The sequence below is a fragment of the Winogradskyella maritima genome (assembly GCF_042650215.1).
Taxonomy (GTDB): Bacteria; Bacteroidota; Bacteroidia; order Flavobacteriales; family Flavobacteriaceae; genus Winogradskyella; species Winogradskyella maritima.
Genome location: NZ_JBHSAT010000004.1, coordinates 1766497 through 1781544 on the forward strand (window position 1 = coordinate 1766497; position 15048 = coordinate 1781544).

The 15048-nt window shown below is 36.8% G+C and carries 14 protein-coding genes; 9 read left to right on the plus strand and 5 right to left on the minus strand.

The features are described 5' to 3' along the window. Positions 1-31: 31 nt before the first annotated feature. Genes ACFOSX_RS09100 through ACFOSX_RS09110 form a run of 3 tightly spaced genes read right to left on the minus strand, consistent with a single transcriptional unit; the run spans position 32 to position 4545 of the window. Positions 32-1678, minus strand: a complete 1647-nt coding sequence (locus ACFOSX_RS09100) for an ABC transporter substrate-binding protein (protein ID WP_386099574.1) — start codon at positions 1676-1678, stop codon at positions 32-34. Next, on the minus strand, positions 1654-3384 hold the full coding sequence (locus ACFOSX_RS09105) for a hypothetical protein (protein WP_386099577.1): 1731 nt from the start codon (positions 3382-3384) through the stop codon (positions 1654-1656). The genes ACFOSX_RS09100 and ACFOSX_RS09105 overlap by 25 nt, the downstream gene beginning before the upstream one ends. A gap of 9 nt (positions 3385-3393) precedes the next feature. Continuing rightward, positions 3394-4545, minus strand: a complete 1152-nt coding sequence (locus tag ACFOSX_RS09110; RefSeq protein ID WP_386099580.1) for an ABC transporter ATP-binding protein — start codon at positions 4543-4545, stop codon at positions 3394-3396. Between the two features lie 111 nt (positions 4546-4656). Here ACFOSX_RS09110 and mtaB point away from each other — a divergent pair, with 111 nt between their 5' ends. Together mtaB and ACFOSX_RS09120 are read left to right on the plus strand one after the other, a co-directional pair. Beyond that, positions 4657-5988, plus strand: a complete 1332-nt coding sequence (gene mtaB, locus ACFOSX_RS09115) for a tRNA (N(6)-L-threonylcarbamoyladenosine(37)-C(2))-methylthiotransferase MtaB (RefSeq protein WP_386099583.1) — start codon at positions 4657-4659, stop codon at positions 5986-5988. Positions 5989-6067: 79 nt separating this feature from the next. Beyond that, positions 6068-6448 carry a hypothetical protein gene (locus tag ACFOSX_RS09120; protein WP_386099585.1) on the plus strand — a complete coding sequence of 127 codons (381 nt, stop codon included), beginning with the start codon at positions 6068-6070 and terminating at the stop codon, positions 6446-6448. Positions 6449-6499: 51 nt separating this feature from the next. On the opposite strand, the gene ACFOSX_RS09125 is transcribed toward ACFOSX_RS09120, so the two are convergent. Then, a complete protein-coding gene (locus ACFOSX_RS09125) occupies positions 6500-6796 on the minus strand; it encodes an N-acetyltransferase (RefSeq protein WP_386099588.1) in 297 nt (98 codons plus the stop codon). A 202-nt stretch (positions 6797-6998) separates the two neighbouring features. Here ACFOSX_RS09125 and ACFOSX_RS09130 point away from each other — a divergent pair, with 202 nt between their 5' ends. Genes ACFOSX_RS09130 through cls form a run of 3 tightly spaced genes read left to right on the plus strand, consistent with a single transcriptional unit; the run spans position 6999 to position 10095 of the window. Then, entirely contained in the window at positions 6999-7661 is a 663-nt protein-coding gene (locus tag ACFOSX_RS09130) for an alpha/beta hydrolase (RefSeq protein ID WP_386099591.1), read from the plus strand. Positions 7662-7707: 46 nt separating this feature from the next. After that, entirely contained in the window at positions 7708-8643 is a 936-nt protein-coding gene (locus ACFOSX_RS09135) for a lytic transglycosylase domain-containing protein (RefSeq protein WP_386099594.1), read from the plus strand. 3 nt (positions 8644-8646) lie between these two features. Beyond that, the gene (gene cls / locus ACFOSX_RS09140) at positions 8647-10095 is read left to right on the plus strand and encodes a cardiolipin synthase (protein ID WP_386099597.1); all 1449 of its coding nucleotides are present in this window, start codon (positions 8647-8649) and stop codon (positions 10093-10095) included. Between the two features lie 105 nt (positions 10096-10200). Here cls and ACFOSX_RS09145 read toward each other — a convergent pair whose 3' ends face one another. Beyond that, positions 10201-10779 carry a DUF2892 domain-containing protein gene (locus tag ACFOSX_RS09145; RefSeq protein ID WP_386099600.1) on the minus strand — a complete coding sequence of 193 codons (579 nt, stop codon included), beginning with the start codon at positions 10777-10779 and terminating at the stop codon, positions 10201-10203. A 169-nt stretch (positions 10780-10948) separates the two neighbouring features. Here ACFOSX_RS09145 and rpmH point away from each other — a divergent pair, with 169 nt between their 5' ends. The 4 genes from rpmH (at position 10949) to ACFOSX_RS09165 (ending at position 15046) form a co-directional block, all read left to right on the plus strand. After that, a complete protein-coding gene (gene rpmH, locus ACFOSX_RS09150) occupies positions 10949-11110 on the plus strand; it encodes a 50S ribosomal protein L34 (RefSeq protein ID WP_386099603.1) in 162 nt (53 codons plus the stop codon). Between the two features lie 98 nt (positions 11111-11208). Further along, positions 11209-14061, plus strand: a complete 2853-nt coding sequence (gene carB / locus ACFOSX_RS09155) for a carbamoyl-phosphate synthase large subunit (protein WP_386099606.1) — start codon at positions 11209-11211, stop codon at positions 14059-14061. Positions 14062-14189: 128 nt separating this feature from the next. Then, positions 14190-14519, plus strand: coding sequence for a T9SS type A sorting domain-containing protein (locus ACFOSX_RS09160; RefSeq protein WP_386099609.1), 330 nt, complete (start codon positions 14190-14192; stop codon positions 14517-14519). A 2-nt stretch (positions 14520-14521) separates the two neighbouring features. Beyond that, positions 14522-15046: an ankyrin repeat domain-containing protein gene (locus ACFOSX_RS09165; RefSeq protein WP_386099612.1), complete on the plus strand. Its 525-nt coding sequence runs from the start codon at positions 14522-14524 to the stop codon at positions 15044-15046. Positions 15047-15048 lie beyond the last annotated feature (2 nt).

The window sequence follows — 15048 nt, forward strand, 5'->3', positions numbered from 1 at the left end:
TTAGGTTTTTAGTTTGAAGAGGTGGGAAAGACTATTTAGTCTTTCTCACTTTTTTTAAATCCAACAAGTTAGTAGCATTAATTCCTAAGCCACTCACATTTTTTCTAGTAAACCGAACAACTTCATCATAATACAACGGCACAATTGGAGCAGATTGCATCATCAAACTATCCATTTCTGTATAAAGCTGTGTACGTTTTTCAGTATCTGTTTCTAAATAGGCATTTTTGTAGAGTTCATCAAATTCAGGATTTGAAAAGTGCGTATAATTAGGGCCATTTGGTGCAAAATTCTCACTATAATAAAGCGATAGATAATTCTCCGCATCTGGATAATCAGCTACCCAACTCGCCCTGAAAAAAGCTAACTGCCCGTTGGCTTTTAAATCCTTTAAACTCGATGCGGGAATGACATCAACCACAATGTTCAATCCAAATTTTTGTAGCTCTCTTTGGATATACTCACAAAAACTTAGATAATTACTATTTGTGGTTAGTGTGATGGTTGGGTTGTTGATTCCGGTTTCAGATTTAAACTTTTTGATGAGGTCTTGGGCTTTTTCAGGCTTGTAACTGTAGCCAATATTTTCATGATAGCCAGGTAAGCCTTTCGGAATAAAGCCACCGTGAGCAGGAATACCGATGCCATTTCTCAGATAGGTAATCATCTTTTGACGGTCAAAGCCATAATTGACGGCTTCCCTAAGTAATTTTGATTGTACTTCAGGAAGTTCAGATGCCATAAAAAAAGCTAAGTATTCGGTGTTGAGATATGGCCCTCTAATCATATTCACGTCCTCTGAATAATTTGGTTTTAATTCGCCCTTAGAGGTTAGTATCTCATCTTTGTAAGAAGCGTCTAATCCTGATACAAAATCAATATTTCCCTGAGCAAATTGAAGAAATTCACTCTGTTTATCGGGTAGAAATGTGATAGCGACTGCTTCAAGATGTGGTAATGATTTTCCAGAGTTGTCTTTTTCAAAATAGTTGTCATTTTTCCGAAGAACCAGTTTGATGTTTTCTTCCCATCGTTTCAAATAAAAAGGACCCGTACCAATGGCATTTGAACGGAATTCAGAACCATAATGTTCCACAACTTCCTTCGGAACTACTGAGCAATACTTCATAGTCAACAAGCCCAAGAATGCAGGAAACGGCTGTTTTAATTTAATAATGAAGGTAGAATCATTTTCTGCTTCAAACCGTTCAACCTTATCCAGAACCCAACTCCCTGGCGATGCTACTTTTGCGTCAATAAGACGATTGAAACTGTACACAAAATCGTCTGCCGTTACGGTTCTTGTGGAATCTTTTCCAAATAATTCGTGTTTATGGAAATAGACATCAGACTTCAAATTAAAACGATAGGTCGTGGCACTATCTAAAACTTCCCAAGACTTGGCAATGCTTGGTTGCACGTTTAAATCATCATCCATCTGTAACAAGCCATTAAACAACTGATTGGTCGCCCATATATCTGACAGCACCTTGGAAAATGCTGGGTCTAAAGAACCGATGTTTTTGTGCTCGTTATAGCGAAAGACGAGGTGGTCTTTGTTGGATAGCTTTTGGTTGGTACATCCCAAAATGCAAAACAAACTAAAAACCAATGTAGCTAATTTAGTTGTTACGGATTTCATTCGCCACTGTTCTATTGTTCCGGAAGTGCTCTCCATTGACGGATTTTTGTGGTAAATAGAAATATAAAGATTAATGAAGCAACAAGAATGATATAGCTCCAATCAAAGCCAAAATAGCCAAGAATATTTGGGCAGGGGTGGTTATCTTCAATACCAAAATCCCTGAAATTTTTTAAGCAATTGTCTGTTTGATAAGACGTAATCAATACTAATATGAGTAATATGGTTAGAGGCACCATTACCAGTGATAAATTAATCGCAATACCACTAAGCATTCTTTTAATAGTTTTTATAAAAAAGTAAGGAATGGACAATATGGCAAATGCTAATGACAGCATAAAAAAGTAGATGAGATACTGAGTGCCTTGTGCATAATCGATGAGATAATTTATGGCAACAGTTACCAAGGAAACTACGATGATTAAAATTCCTCCTGTAACCACTGAAAAAATAAAGATTTTAGAGGATGTTATCCTAAAGCCAAAGAGTAGACAAGACAACCCAAATGCTAACCACAAAAAAACATGTATACCATCGTTGAATATTTTGAACTTCTTAATGTCAGATATATTATCATAAACTTGAAAGAGGTCATCAGATTTTAAATACAATTTGCTCGTAATGCTTGAAGCGTACTTTTGAAACTCTGTGGATGCAACATTATAATTTAATGATGTTTCCATTGGCGAACTTTTTCCAATCAATTTTTTTACTTCAAAATTTTCTGGATGATAAACGGCGTAAAACCAACTTTCTACGGTTAAGTTCGATTTAATTTTGTAATCTTCAGTAATATCCAGAAACTCCGAAAGCAGTTTTTTAATAGCTTCAGGATTATTTCTTGACAGCAATTGATGTACATCTTTATTTATTAAAATATTTTCGGTACGGTCAAGGTCTTCATTTAACGGGTTTGTGATACTTACAACATAAGAGTCCGAAGCATCTCTTTTATTGCTAAAAAATGGTCTGGAAAAATTAAAGTAAGAAGGTTGAACTGTATTGACATGTCTTGATACATCCATTAAACTGTCTTTTACGTGGCAAACCATAAAGCCATCTCTACTCAAAGGAAACAGACAGTTGGAACGGTCATCATAGTCATAGTCAGAAATCGCAATACTATCTTTTTTTAAACTCCAATACTGATAATATTTATTTAAGAAATTAAAATAGGGCCTTTCGGTAATTACCATAGTCTCCCTGGCTTCGCAGTATAAGGTGTCGAAAGGCTCTGGGTATCGTCGATTGCTGAGTTCGTAATCCGCGAGATTATGTGAGAAAAAGACGTGTGCTCGGTTAGACAATTCAATATTTGCTTTAAATTCATTATCAGGATGTTGCTGATTGACCATAAATTTTAAGCCAATCATATACGAGAAATAAAAACTGATAGCAAAGAAAAAGATTATGAAGTATATAATGTATTCTAAAAATAATTTTGACTTAGACGTTGGATAATAACTTTTAAATCCATTATTCTTAAACAGAAAGATAAGCCAAACTACAATGGCTAAAATAGACACCATAATACTGAAAAAAACGATGCCACTTTCAAAAAAAAGAGTTACCGCACCACGTTCTTGGAGAATTTCCACATCACTTACGGTTACAGAACCGATAATAAAGAATACAATATGCAAAAGGAGACAGGCGCTGAGCATCCAAAGTACTCGTGTATTCCAAAGTAGAGGGTATCGCTTTAATAAGTGTTGATTTATTGAGTGTATTTTCGATTTCATAAATAAAGTTTAGCTAACAAAAAAGCGTCTAGTAGATTGGGTAATGTCCCTAATGTAAAGGATTTTAATATGTGCTTGCCCCAAATAACTCAAAACAGCAGAAAAACTTTCGATATCTTTAAAATTGGCAATGTAAAGACCGCCATTAAATGTAAGGCTTTCTATTTGTAATGCACCTAAAGCATCAAGTAGTTCAGCTCTAGTAGCTTCTGTATCTATTTCAACTGTTAGACGGCCTCGGTCATCAACCTGAGTTGGGAGATTATCTCGGTATTGGCCATTTTTTAGAAAAATCACCATATCTGACACTTTTTCAACTTCATAAAGTTGTTGCGAACTCAAAATCAACGCTACAGGCCTGCGAACAGAATTACATAATGATTTTAGGTCTTCCAAAATGACTTGTTGCGCCATAATGTCAAGATTTGCCAAAGGCTCATCTAGCAACAAAACTTCTGGTTGTCGTAGCATGGTTCTCGCCAATTCAAATCGCATTTTATAGCCTGAAGAAAGTTCATTCCATTTTAAATCTTTGTAATTCCATAATCCAAACCTGGCTATCATCATTAGCACCCTTTGGTCAATTTCCTCAGGAGGAAGACCATAACTACTCAAGACAAATTTTAGATTATCCTGAAGACTACCATACCATTTTTTGGTGCGCTGAGGAATGTAAACTAGCCGAGTACGCAAATCGTAATCAGATAAGACGGTTTCATTAATATTATAATAAAGCGTACCACTGTCTTTAGAGAGTTCTCTTGCTAAAATTCGTAATAAGGTGGTTTTCCCGTTGCCATTTTCGCCGACCAAACCATAGACTTTGCCACGTTGTAATCCCAATGACACAGGGCCTAGGGCGAATTTATTTTTGCCATAACTTTTGCAAACGTCTTCCGCTTTAACTATGACCTGAGAACGGTCGCCAACAGTGATAGTTTGTTTTGCGATAGTATCTAGAATAGATTTTGCTTTGGTTGTAAAGCTTTCATCCTGGTTTTGGTGGTTGGATTTCCATTCGGTTAAATTTATAATGGATTGGTAGACATCCATATTGTCTGTATCCATAGCCAAATCCATTAGGCGTCTAAATCCTAAATCTAAATCGCCATTGTCTAGGTAGTCTTTTGTTTCGGTAATACGCTGGTCTATCAATTTCAAGTATTTATAGATTATAGATTGCCAATTTATAACAATCAGGGACTCTTATATACCCATAAACTTACAATAAATACATACATTTTCATACCTTTGTTCGCTTGTTTTGCAAACATGAAAAAAAATAAAAAAGTCGCATTTTATACTTTAGGTTGTAAGCTGAATTTTTCAGAGACGTCCACCATTGCCCGTAGCTTTACGGCCGAGGGCTTTGACCGTGTAGAGTTTACTGAACATGCGGATATTTATGTGATTAACACCTGCTCCGTGACCGAGAATGCCGATAAGCGTTTTAAAACGATAGTGAAGCAATCACAGAAAGTTAATCCAGATGCCTTTGTGGCCGCAATTGGCTGTTATGCGCAATTAAAGCCTGAAGAATTAGCGGATGTCGATGGTGTGGATTTAGTTCTTGGAGCTACAGAAAAGTTCAAACTTACGAGTTATATCAACGACTTGTCTAAGAATGAGATGGGTGAGGTGCATTCTTGCGAAATCCAGGAGGCTGATTTTTACGAAGGCAGTTATTCCATAGGTGACAGAACACGGGCATTTTTAAAGGTTCAGGATGGTTGTGATTATAAATGTACCTACTGTACCATTCCTTTGGCACGAGGTATTTCCCGAAGCGACACCATGGCTAACGTCATTAAAAATGCTGAAGAAATTTCTGCGCAGAACATAAAGGAAATTGTACTTACCGGCGTAAATATTGGAGATTACGGTAAAGGTGAGTTTGGGAATAAAAAACACGAACATACCTTTTTGGATTTAGTCACAGAACTCGATAAGGTTGAAGGCATAGAGCGACTGAGAATATCTTCCATTGAGCCCAACTTGCTTAAAAATGAAACAATTGATTTGGTATCGAAATCTAGAGCATTTGTCCCGCATTTTCATATTCCGTTGCAAAGTGGTAGTAACGCATTATTGAAACGCATGAAAAGACGTTACATGCGCGAATTGTACGTGGATAGAGTAAAAAAGATAAAGGAAGTGATGCCTCATGCTTGCATTGGCGTGGATGTTATTGTTGGTTTTCCTGGTGAAACGGATGAGCTGTTTTTGGAAACTTACAATTTCTTGAACGAACTCGATATTTCGTATTTGCATGTGTTTACCTATTCTGAACGTGATAATACCGAAGCCACTTCGTTCGATGGTATTGTTCCTAAAAAAATAAGGGCAAAACGAAGTAAAATGCTACGCGGTTTATCAGCTAAAAAGCGACGTGCCTTTTACGAAAGTCAATTAGGGACTACGAGAAGCGTTTTGTTTGAAGGCGAAAACAAGGAAGGCTACATTCATGGGTTTACCGAAAATTATATCAAAGTAAAAGCGCCTTGGAATCCAACTTTGATAAATACAATCCATACCGTTGAACTCACTGAGATTGATGAAGACGGTTTAGTACGATTTAATTTTGTAGAGGAATTCGCCCTTTAGCCTTTAAATGAGCATCTCATCGTTTTGTTATTTCCGTATAGTATCTAAAATTTAACTTTGAGCTATAGATTCCCAAATCATGATATTCCGTTTATATAAGCCCATATTTTTCATTTTGCTTTTCGCGTTGACTGCATGTCTATCTTCCAATACAACTGAAGACTTACTTCGTGGAGAGTGGCAACGTATAACAACAAATGATGGTTCTGAAACTGTTGAAACCTTGGTATTTGGTTCTGCCCAAAACGGCTTAAAAATCTCAAAAACAACTACGAAAGACAACAAGATGTCTGCTCTTGAGGAAATGACTTATAGTTTATCAAATAATAAAGTCATCCTTAAGTTGAAAGACAGTTCTGAAGTGAAATTCTCTTTTTCTGAAAGCGAGGATAAATTGCTTCCGGATGATTCAGGTCATGCTTTTTTGAAAGTGTCCGAGGACATTTCAAAATACTACTAAATAAAAAACCGAGACGTTAATCTCGGTTTCTAAATTTTACTTCAAGCCAAATTATATTCTAATCCCAACAGGTAGCATACGCTTGTACTTTCTGTTGCTTCTTACAAACTTGGCGATTTCAGGGCTCGTAGGAACCACACTGATATTACGTTCTTTAATGTTGTCAAAAACCAATTCCAAAAAGTCTTTCTGGAATTCGTTTGAATCCAATGTTTCTGGAATAATCATTTTTGTCAAGAAAATTTTTCGCTCTTGGAGCGAATACTCGATAACAGCCATGTTATCATCAACCTTTAATTCAAATTGACGCAAAAAGTCATTGTCAATCAATTCAGCAGCTTCAGTCATAATGTCGTTAAATTTAAAATTAGCGGTCGGTAGTGTAGAAACTATAATTTACATAGTTTTGCTGTGCAAAGGTAGTAAAAATTGATGAGTTTTAAAAATGATACTCGTTAAATACTTGTGATTTAGCATGTTAATTATTCCTTTTAGCGAGTAAAACTCTTAGTTTTTAATTTTTTTTGAGGTCAATTCCTATTAATAATAAATGTCAGATCAACTTATACATGTTTATTTAATGCCTGGGATGGCGGCAAACCCAACCATTTTTGAGCATATTAAACTTCCTGAAGATGAGTTCAAAATCCATTGGTTAGAATGGCTGATTCCCAATAAAAATGAAAGCCTCTCCGACTACGCCAAGCGCATGACCCAGTTCATAGAATATGACAGTGTCGTGTTGTTGGGAGTTTCTTTCGGAGGTATCTTAGTGCAAGAAATGAGTAAACACATCAATGTCAGAAAACTTTTTGTAGTCTCTAGCATTAAATCCAACAAGGAATTACCCAAACGCTTAAAACTTTTAAAATATACCAAAGGCTATAATTTTCTCCCTACCAGTCTAGTTGGGCATGTGGGCTTGTTAAGTAGATTTGCACTAGGACCTACCGTAAAAAAACGTGTAGAATTGTATAAGAAATACCTTTCTGTAGACGACCCTAAATATTTAGATTGGGCCATAAAGCAAGTGGTATGTTGGGAACAGAATGAGCCTCATCCTGAAGCGATTTACATACATGGCGATAAGGATATTGTTTTTCCGCACTCGTGTGCTGGCAATTGCATTATTATCAAAGGCGGTACGCACATCATGATTATTAATAAGTATAAATGGTTTAACGAAAATTTACCAAAACTTATACGCGATTGAGCTTGAAGAGCTTAGATAAATTCTATATTTTTATAAAAAAAGAATTATGCACCAAATAAAGAATATTCTGGCCATTGTTGGGCTGGTAACGGTTTCAGGATTGTTTATTTATGCGGCCCAAGAATCGCCGTCAGATAATGAAGTCACCAAAGAAAAGCCTTTGGTCAATGATTATAATGTTTACGCCTTGGAAGTGCCGGAAGGACTAAATTTTGCAGGCGAGGTCATGCCTTTGGAAAACCCAGATATTTACGAACGCATGGATCGTGAATTGCTCGTTAATACCTATTGGCAATCCAATGGTTTGTTGATGTTTAAAAGGGCGGCGAAGTACTTCCCGATTATTGAACCTATTTTGAAGAAAAATGGAATTCCTGAAGATTTTAAATATCTATCTGTTATTGAAAGTGGCCTAACCAATGCCGTTTCTCCAGCTGGTGCAAGAGGTTTTTGGCAAATCATGAAAGCTACAGGCCGTGAGGAAGGCCTTGAAATTAACGATAACGTTGATGAACGCTACCATTTAGAAATGGCTACCGAAGTGGCTTGTCAATACCTCAAAGATGCTAAAGAGCAGTTGGGGTCTTGGACTTTGGCGGCAGCGGCTTACAATGCAGGAAAAGCAGGGATTTCGAGACGCTTAAAAGAACAAAACGTTAATGATTATTACGATCTATTGCTTAATGAAGAAACTGGGAGATATATGTTCAGAATTGTAGCTTTGAAAGAGATTCTGGCACATCCGCAGAAATATGGTTTCAATTTTAGAGACAAAGATTTATATGCTAATGTTCCTACATTCAAAGTTGAAGTGGATACTGCAGTTACTGACTTTACACGTTTTGCTGAGGAATTCGGGATAAATTATAAAATCCTAAAACTTCATAATCCTTGGTTGAGAGAACCACATCTTAACAATAAATCTCGAAAAAAATATCTTATTGAGATTCCGGAAAAAGGACATTACACAGCAAGACCCTAAGCTTTGGAGTTTATAAAGTCCAATATCTGGCTCATCCTTATTGTCATAAATTACGTGCTGGCACTCTCTGGCGTCATCACTATTCTTCTTAAAAAAGTTAATCCCACTAAGACCTTAAGTTACATCATTGCGCTTTTGGTTTTTCCTTTTGTAGGGCTCATTGTGTATTACCTTTTTGGGCAAGAATATCGTAAAACAAAGATATTCAGTCGGAAGAATGTTTTAAATCAGAGCATTACCAAAAAGATTCAGGAAGGTCTGGAATTAGAAACGACCAAGATAGAAGAGGTGGATGATTTACTCGATGAAAAATCGAAGCTTATTCCATTGCTTTATAATTCAGAAAAATCGAAACTGACGATAAATAATGACGTTAAGATTATAAAGGATGGTGATAAAAAATTTGAATTGCTTTTTGAAGATATTAAAAACGCCAAACACCACATTCATCTCGAATACTTCATTATAAAGGACAATAAAATAGGTTTAGAACTTTTTGATTTGCTTTGCGAAAAGGCTTCTGAAGGCGTCAAAGTGCGCATTGTTATAGATGATGTTGGAAGTAGTATTTCGAAGAAAACCAAACGCCGTGTCGAAGAGTGTGGCATTGAGATGCATTCCTTTATGCCGGTATTGTTTTCGGGGTCTACAGGAAAGATGAACTATCGGGACCATCGCAAAATTGCTGTCATTGATGGCGTAATCGGCTATTTAGGTGGTATTAATATTTCGGACACCTACGTCAACGCCAATAATGAACTCTATTGGCGAGATACGCATTTAAGGATTGTTGGAGAGGCTGTAAAACCGCTTCAGATTTTGTTTTTAACAAGTTTTGATTTTGCCTTCGGAGATGAAATCGAAGTGGAAAAAGAGTTTTTCCCTAAGCATGATTGCAAGGAAAATGTACCACTTCAAATTGCTGCTAGTGGTCCGGATACAGATTGGTCTAATATTATGGAGGCCATATTTGTGGCCATAACCAATGCCTCAGATTACATCTATATTACCACCCCTTATTTTATTCCGAATGATGAAATCGTTACAGCGCTGCAAGTCGCTGCCCGAAGTAATATTGATGTGAAATTGATTGTTCCCAAAACTTCCGATTCTTGGATAGCAGAATACGCCACCAACAGTTACTTGGAACGCCTTTTAGAAGCAGGCGTAGAAGTCTACCAATACTGCAAGGGTTTTGTGCATGCAAAAACCATAGTTGTAGACGATACCTTCAGTACCATAGGAACGGCCAATATGGACTACAGAAGTTTCAATATTAATTTTGAAGTTAATGCACTCATCTATCACAAGGACACTAGTCTTGAAATGAAGCAACTATTTAATGACGATCTACAAGATTGCGAACAATTAGATATGGATCGCTGGGTAAAGCGGTCTAAACGCGTTAAACTTATTGAAGCCGTAGCTCGCCTAATGGCACCATTACTTTAGAAGAAATTAGTTGCAACCTTAGAGTTCTCAAAAATTTATGCAATTTCATTCGCATCTAGGCGCACGCCTTAGTAAGAATAAGTATTTAGACATTGAATTTTCGTCTTATCGACGACTGCGTCTATTTTGTCTAGCAGATGTCGGTTGGCCATAATGCTGTTTAGGGATGGACGCCTTTTTCATCTGTTGCTTCATCATCTTAATCTGGTCAGCCAACATATTTCTTTTATCTAACTGTTCAGCTTCAACAATTAATTTTTGAGCCTCCTGCTTACGGCGCTTACTAAATGCTATTCCTGCTAAGTTCAATTTTGCCATGGCTTTATCGTGATCCATAGATAGTCCTAGAGTCAAAGCTTTCTTAAAATATTTTTCGGCCTCATTCATATTGGTTTGCGACACCATAACACCGTTCAGGTAATTCAAATATCCCTGTTGTTTTTTAACTAAAGCGCCTTCAGGATTTTTAATTTTATCCAACCATTTTTTTGCGCCTTCAAAATCTTGCTTACGCAATCTTAGAAACGCCAATAGAATCATTTCATTTTTAAAATATAAAAAGATGAAGATGAGTGATAGTAAAATAAACATGATACCATTGCCAATATACCCCTCTGTAAATTGATAGACAGCATAGGCTATGATTAAGGCGGCAATGACTAATTTTATATTTTTATTGAACATATTTATGTGCTTTTTACGGTGGGCAAAGGTAATAAAAACGAGAGGTTAAATTCTAACAAAAAAAGTTTAATCTAGTTGTTGCGAAAGTAAAAAGTTGTTGTATATTTGCACGCAGTTTTGGGATAGGCTCCCACATTAATGTAAATAAGAGTTTTTAAAAAGATAAGACATGCCAAAAAGAACGTTTCAACCGTCAAAGAGAAAGAGAAGAAACAAGCACGGTTTCAGAGAGAGAATGGCTTCTGTTAACGGAAGAAAGGTTTTAGCTCGTAGAAGAGCTAAAGGAAGAAAGAAATTGTCTGTATCTTCTGAAGCAAGACATAAAAAATAATGATTAACAATTGTTAATATATAAAAGGCGTTACTTAGGTGTAACGCCTTTTTTTGTACCTAATCGATAACTATTTTTGTATTCCAAAATCACAACACATGCCTAAAAACAAAAACATTAAATCTATCCTTTTAATTGGGTCTGGGCCAATCGTCATTGGTCAGGCCTGCGAATTCGATTATTCTGGATCACAAGCCTTACGCTCTTTGCGCGAAGATGGTATTGAAACTATTTTGATCAATTCTAATCCAGCAACTATTATGACGGATCCGTCAATGGCCGATCACGTTTATCTGTTGCCGTTGACCACAAAATCACTGATTAAGATTTTAAAGGAGCATCCGCAAATTGATACAGTTTTACCAACAATGGGTGGACAGACTGCATTAAATCTTTGTATTGAAGCCGACGAAAAGGGAATTTGGGAAGATTTTGGAGTTAATATCATAGGTGTGGATATTGAGGCCATAAATATCACGGAAGACCGTGAAAAATTTAGAGATTTAATGACCCAAATAGGTGTCGGTATGGCACCGCAAGAAACAGCAACTTCGTTCTTAAAAGGAAAGGAAATCGCCCAAGAATTTGGTTTCCCCTTATGTATTCGGGCATCATTTACCTTAGGCGGTGCTGGAGCATCGATTGTGTATGATGAAGCCGAGTTTGATGAAGCTTTAACCCGTGGACTGGAAATCTCTCCAATTCATGAGGTGATGATAGACAAGGCTTTACTCGGTTGGAAAGAGTATGAGTTGGAGTTACTTCGGGATAAGAATGATAATGTTGTGATTATCTGTACCATTGAAAATATGGATCCAATGGGCATACACACCGGAGATTCTATAACCATTGCTCCTGCGATGACCTTATCTGATAAAACGCAACAGCGCATGCGAGATATGGCGATACACATGATGCGAAGCATTGGTGACTTTGCAGGTGGCTGTAATGTGCAGTTTGCTGTGAGTCCTGACGAAGAAGAAGAAATTATCGCTATTGAAATCAATCCTAGAGTATCACGATCTTCGGCGCTGGCAAGTAAAGCCACAGGTTACCCTATTGCAAAGATTGCGGCGAAATTGGCCATTGGTTATACGCTTGATGAATTAGATAATCAGATTACTAAATCTACTTCTGCATTATTTGAACCAACCTTGGATTATGTCGTTGTTAAGATTCCACGTTGGAATTTTGACAAGTTCGAAGGATCTGACCGTACCTTAGGTCTTCAAATGAAAGCCGTTGGCGAAGTGATGGCCATTGGTCGCTCATTTCAAGAAGCATTGCATAAAGCGACACAATCTCTCGAAATTAAGCGTAACGGACTAGGCGCCGATGGAAAAGGCTATAAGGATTATGATACGATTATCGACAAATTGAGATTTGCGAGTTGGGACCGCGTCTTTGTGATTTACGACGCCATTGCTATGGGAATTCCTTTGGCCAGAATTCATGAGATTACCAAAATCGACATGTGGTTTTTAAAGCAGTATGAAGAATTATTTCAACTTCAGAAAGAGATTTCGACCTACACCATTGATAATATAGATAGGGAATTATTATTGGAAGCTAAGCAAAAAGGCTATGGTGACCGACAAATTGCCCACATGCTTGGATGTTTAGAAAGCCAGGTTTATAATAAGCGCAAAGAACTGAAAATCAATCGTGTCTATAAGTTGGTAGATACCTGTGCTGCGGAATTTCAAGCACAAACACCATACTACTATTCTACGTTTGAGAGCGAAATGGAAACCGCAGATGGCGAAGTAACCGTTGAAAACGAAAGCGTCGTCACAGATAAAAAGAAAATCATTGTACTAGGCTCGGGGCCAAACCGAATTGGGCAGGGAATTGAGTTTGATTACTGTTGTGTTCACGGCGTATTAGCATCGGCGGAATGTGGTTATGAAACGATAATGATTAACTGTAATCCCGAAACGGTTTCAACAGATTTTGACATTGCCGACAAACTTTATTTTGAACCTGTATTCTGGGAACATATTTACGATATCATTCAGCATGAAAAGCCTGAAGGCGTTATAGTACAGCTTGGAGGACAAACCGCGTTGAAACTGGCAGAAAAGCTAGATCGTTACGGAATAAAAATCATGGGAACAACTTACAAGTCTTTAGACTTAGCCGAAGACCGTGGTAGTTTTTCAACTTTATTAAAGGAGAATGACATTCCTTATCCAGAATTCGATACGGCCGAAACAGCAGATGAAGCTTTAGCCGTTGCGGATAAGTTGGATTTCCCAATACTGGTAAGACCGTCTTACGTTCTTGGTGGGCAAGGCATGAAGATTGTCATTAATAAGCAAGAGTTAGAGGAGCACGTAGTAGACTTGCTTCATAAGATACCAAATAACAAACTCTTGCTAGACCACTATTTGGACGGTGCAATTGAAGCAGAAGCTGACGCCATTTGTGATGGGGAAAACGTTTACATCATCGGTATTATGGAGCATATAGAGCCTTGCGGTATACATTCTGGGGATAGTAACGCGACTTTACCACCGTTTAATTTGGGTGAATTTGTAATGCAACAAATAAAAGACCATACACATAAAATTGCACTAGCGTTGAATACGGTTGGACTGATAAATATTCAATTTGCGATTAAAGATGATAAAGTCTATATCATTGAAGCGAACCCTAGAGCCTCGCGTACAGTACCATTCATTGCAAAAGCCTACAAAGAGCCTTATGTAAACTATGCGACAAAAGTAATGTTAGGGGAGAAGAAAGTAACCGATTTTAACTTTAACCCTCAGCTTGAAGGTTACGCCATTAAGCAACCCGTATTTTCGTTTAATAAATTCCCGAATGTCAACAAGAAATTAGGGCCAGAAATGAAGAGTACTGGGGAAAGTATCTTATTTATAGATAGTCTTAAGGACGATGAATTCTACGATCTATACTCAAGACGAAAAATGTATTTGAGTAAATAATACAGTAACTTTTTGAAAATAAGCCATTTGTAATCTTTGCTTGCAAATGGCTTTTTTTGTTAATTCATCGAAAAAATAGTAGTCAGAACGAAATATTTTATACATTAGTATATAATTCGCCCTGAACTATGATTAAAAAATTACTTTTTACATGTTGTCTTTTTGCATCAGTGACTGTTTCTGCGCAGTCGTCTACTGCCGCTATACAAGATAACAATACAATTGAATCTTTCAAGGTTAGACCAAATCCTGCTTCAAATTTTGTTAACATCATATTGCCAAAATATTCGAATGAATTGAATATCGAAGTATACGATGTATTAGGAAAACGCATTCATAAAGGAAAAATCACGAAGCTTGAATCTCAACTTCAAGTTTCATCTTGGAAATCTGGTGTTTATTTAGTTAGGATTTCTGATAGTAAAACCACACTGACTAAACGTTTGGTGATACAATAGCTATGAATTCTCCGCGCCCCATTTATCTTTTTCTTTTTTTCATTTCAACTTTAACATCTAATGCACAACAAAATGTTTTCGATATAGCAAGACATGGGTCTGTTGACACCATGAAATCTGCCTATGCTAAGGATGGAGACTGCATAAATCTTGAAAATGCAGATGGTTATACGCCTTTAATATTGGCTTCTTATGCCAATAATATTGAAGTTGTAAGGTTTTTAGCAAATAAAGTATATGATGTCGATGCCAACAGTAATTATGGTACGGCTTTGATGGCGGCGACATATAAAGGGTTTTCAGACATCGCAGAGATTTTGTTGAAGAATGATGCTAATCCAAATCTTCAAGATGAAAAGGGAACTACTGCTGCGCATTTTGCTGTGATGTTTAGAAGATATGAAATGATAGCCTTGTTAAAAGAATACAAAGCAGATTTTAATATAAAAAATAAACAAAAGGTGTCACCTGCGGATTATGCTAAGATGCATAATGATGAAACCATAAATAAACTCCTAAATTTATAGCT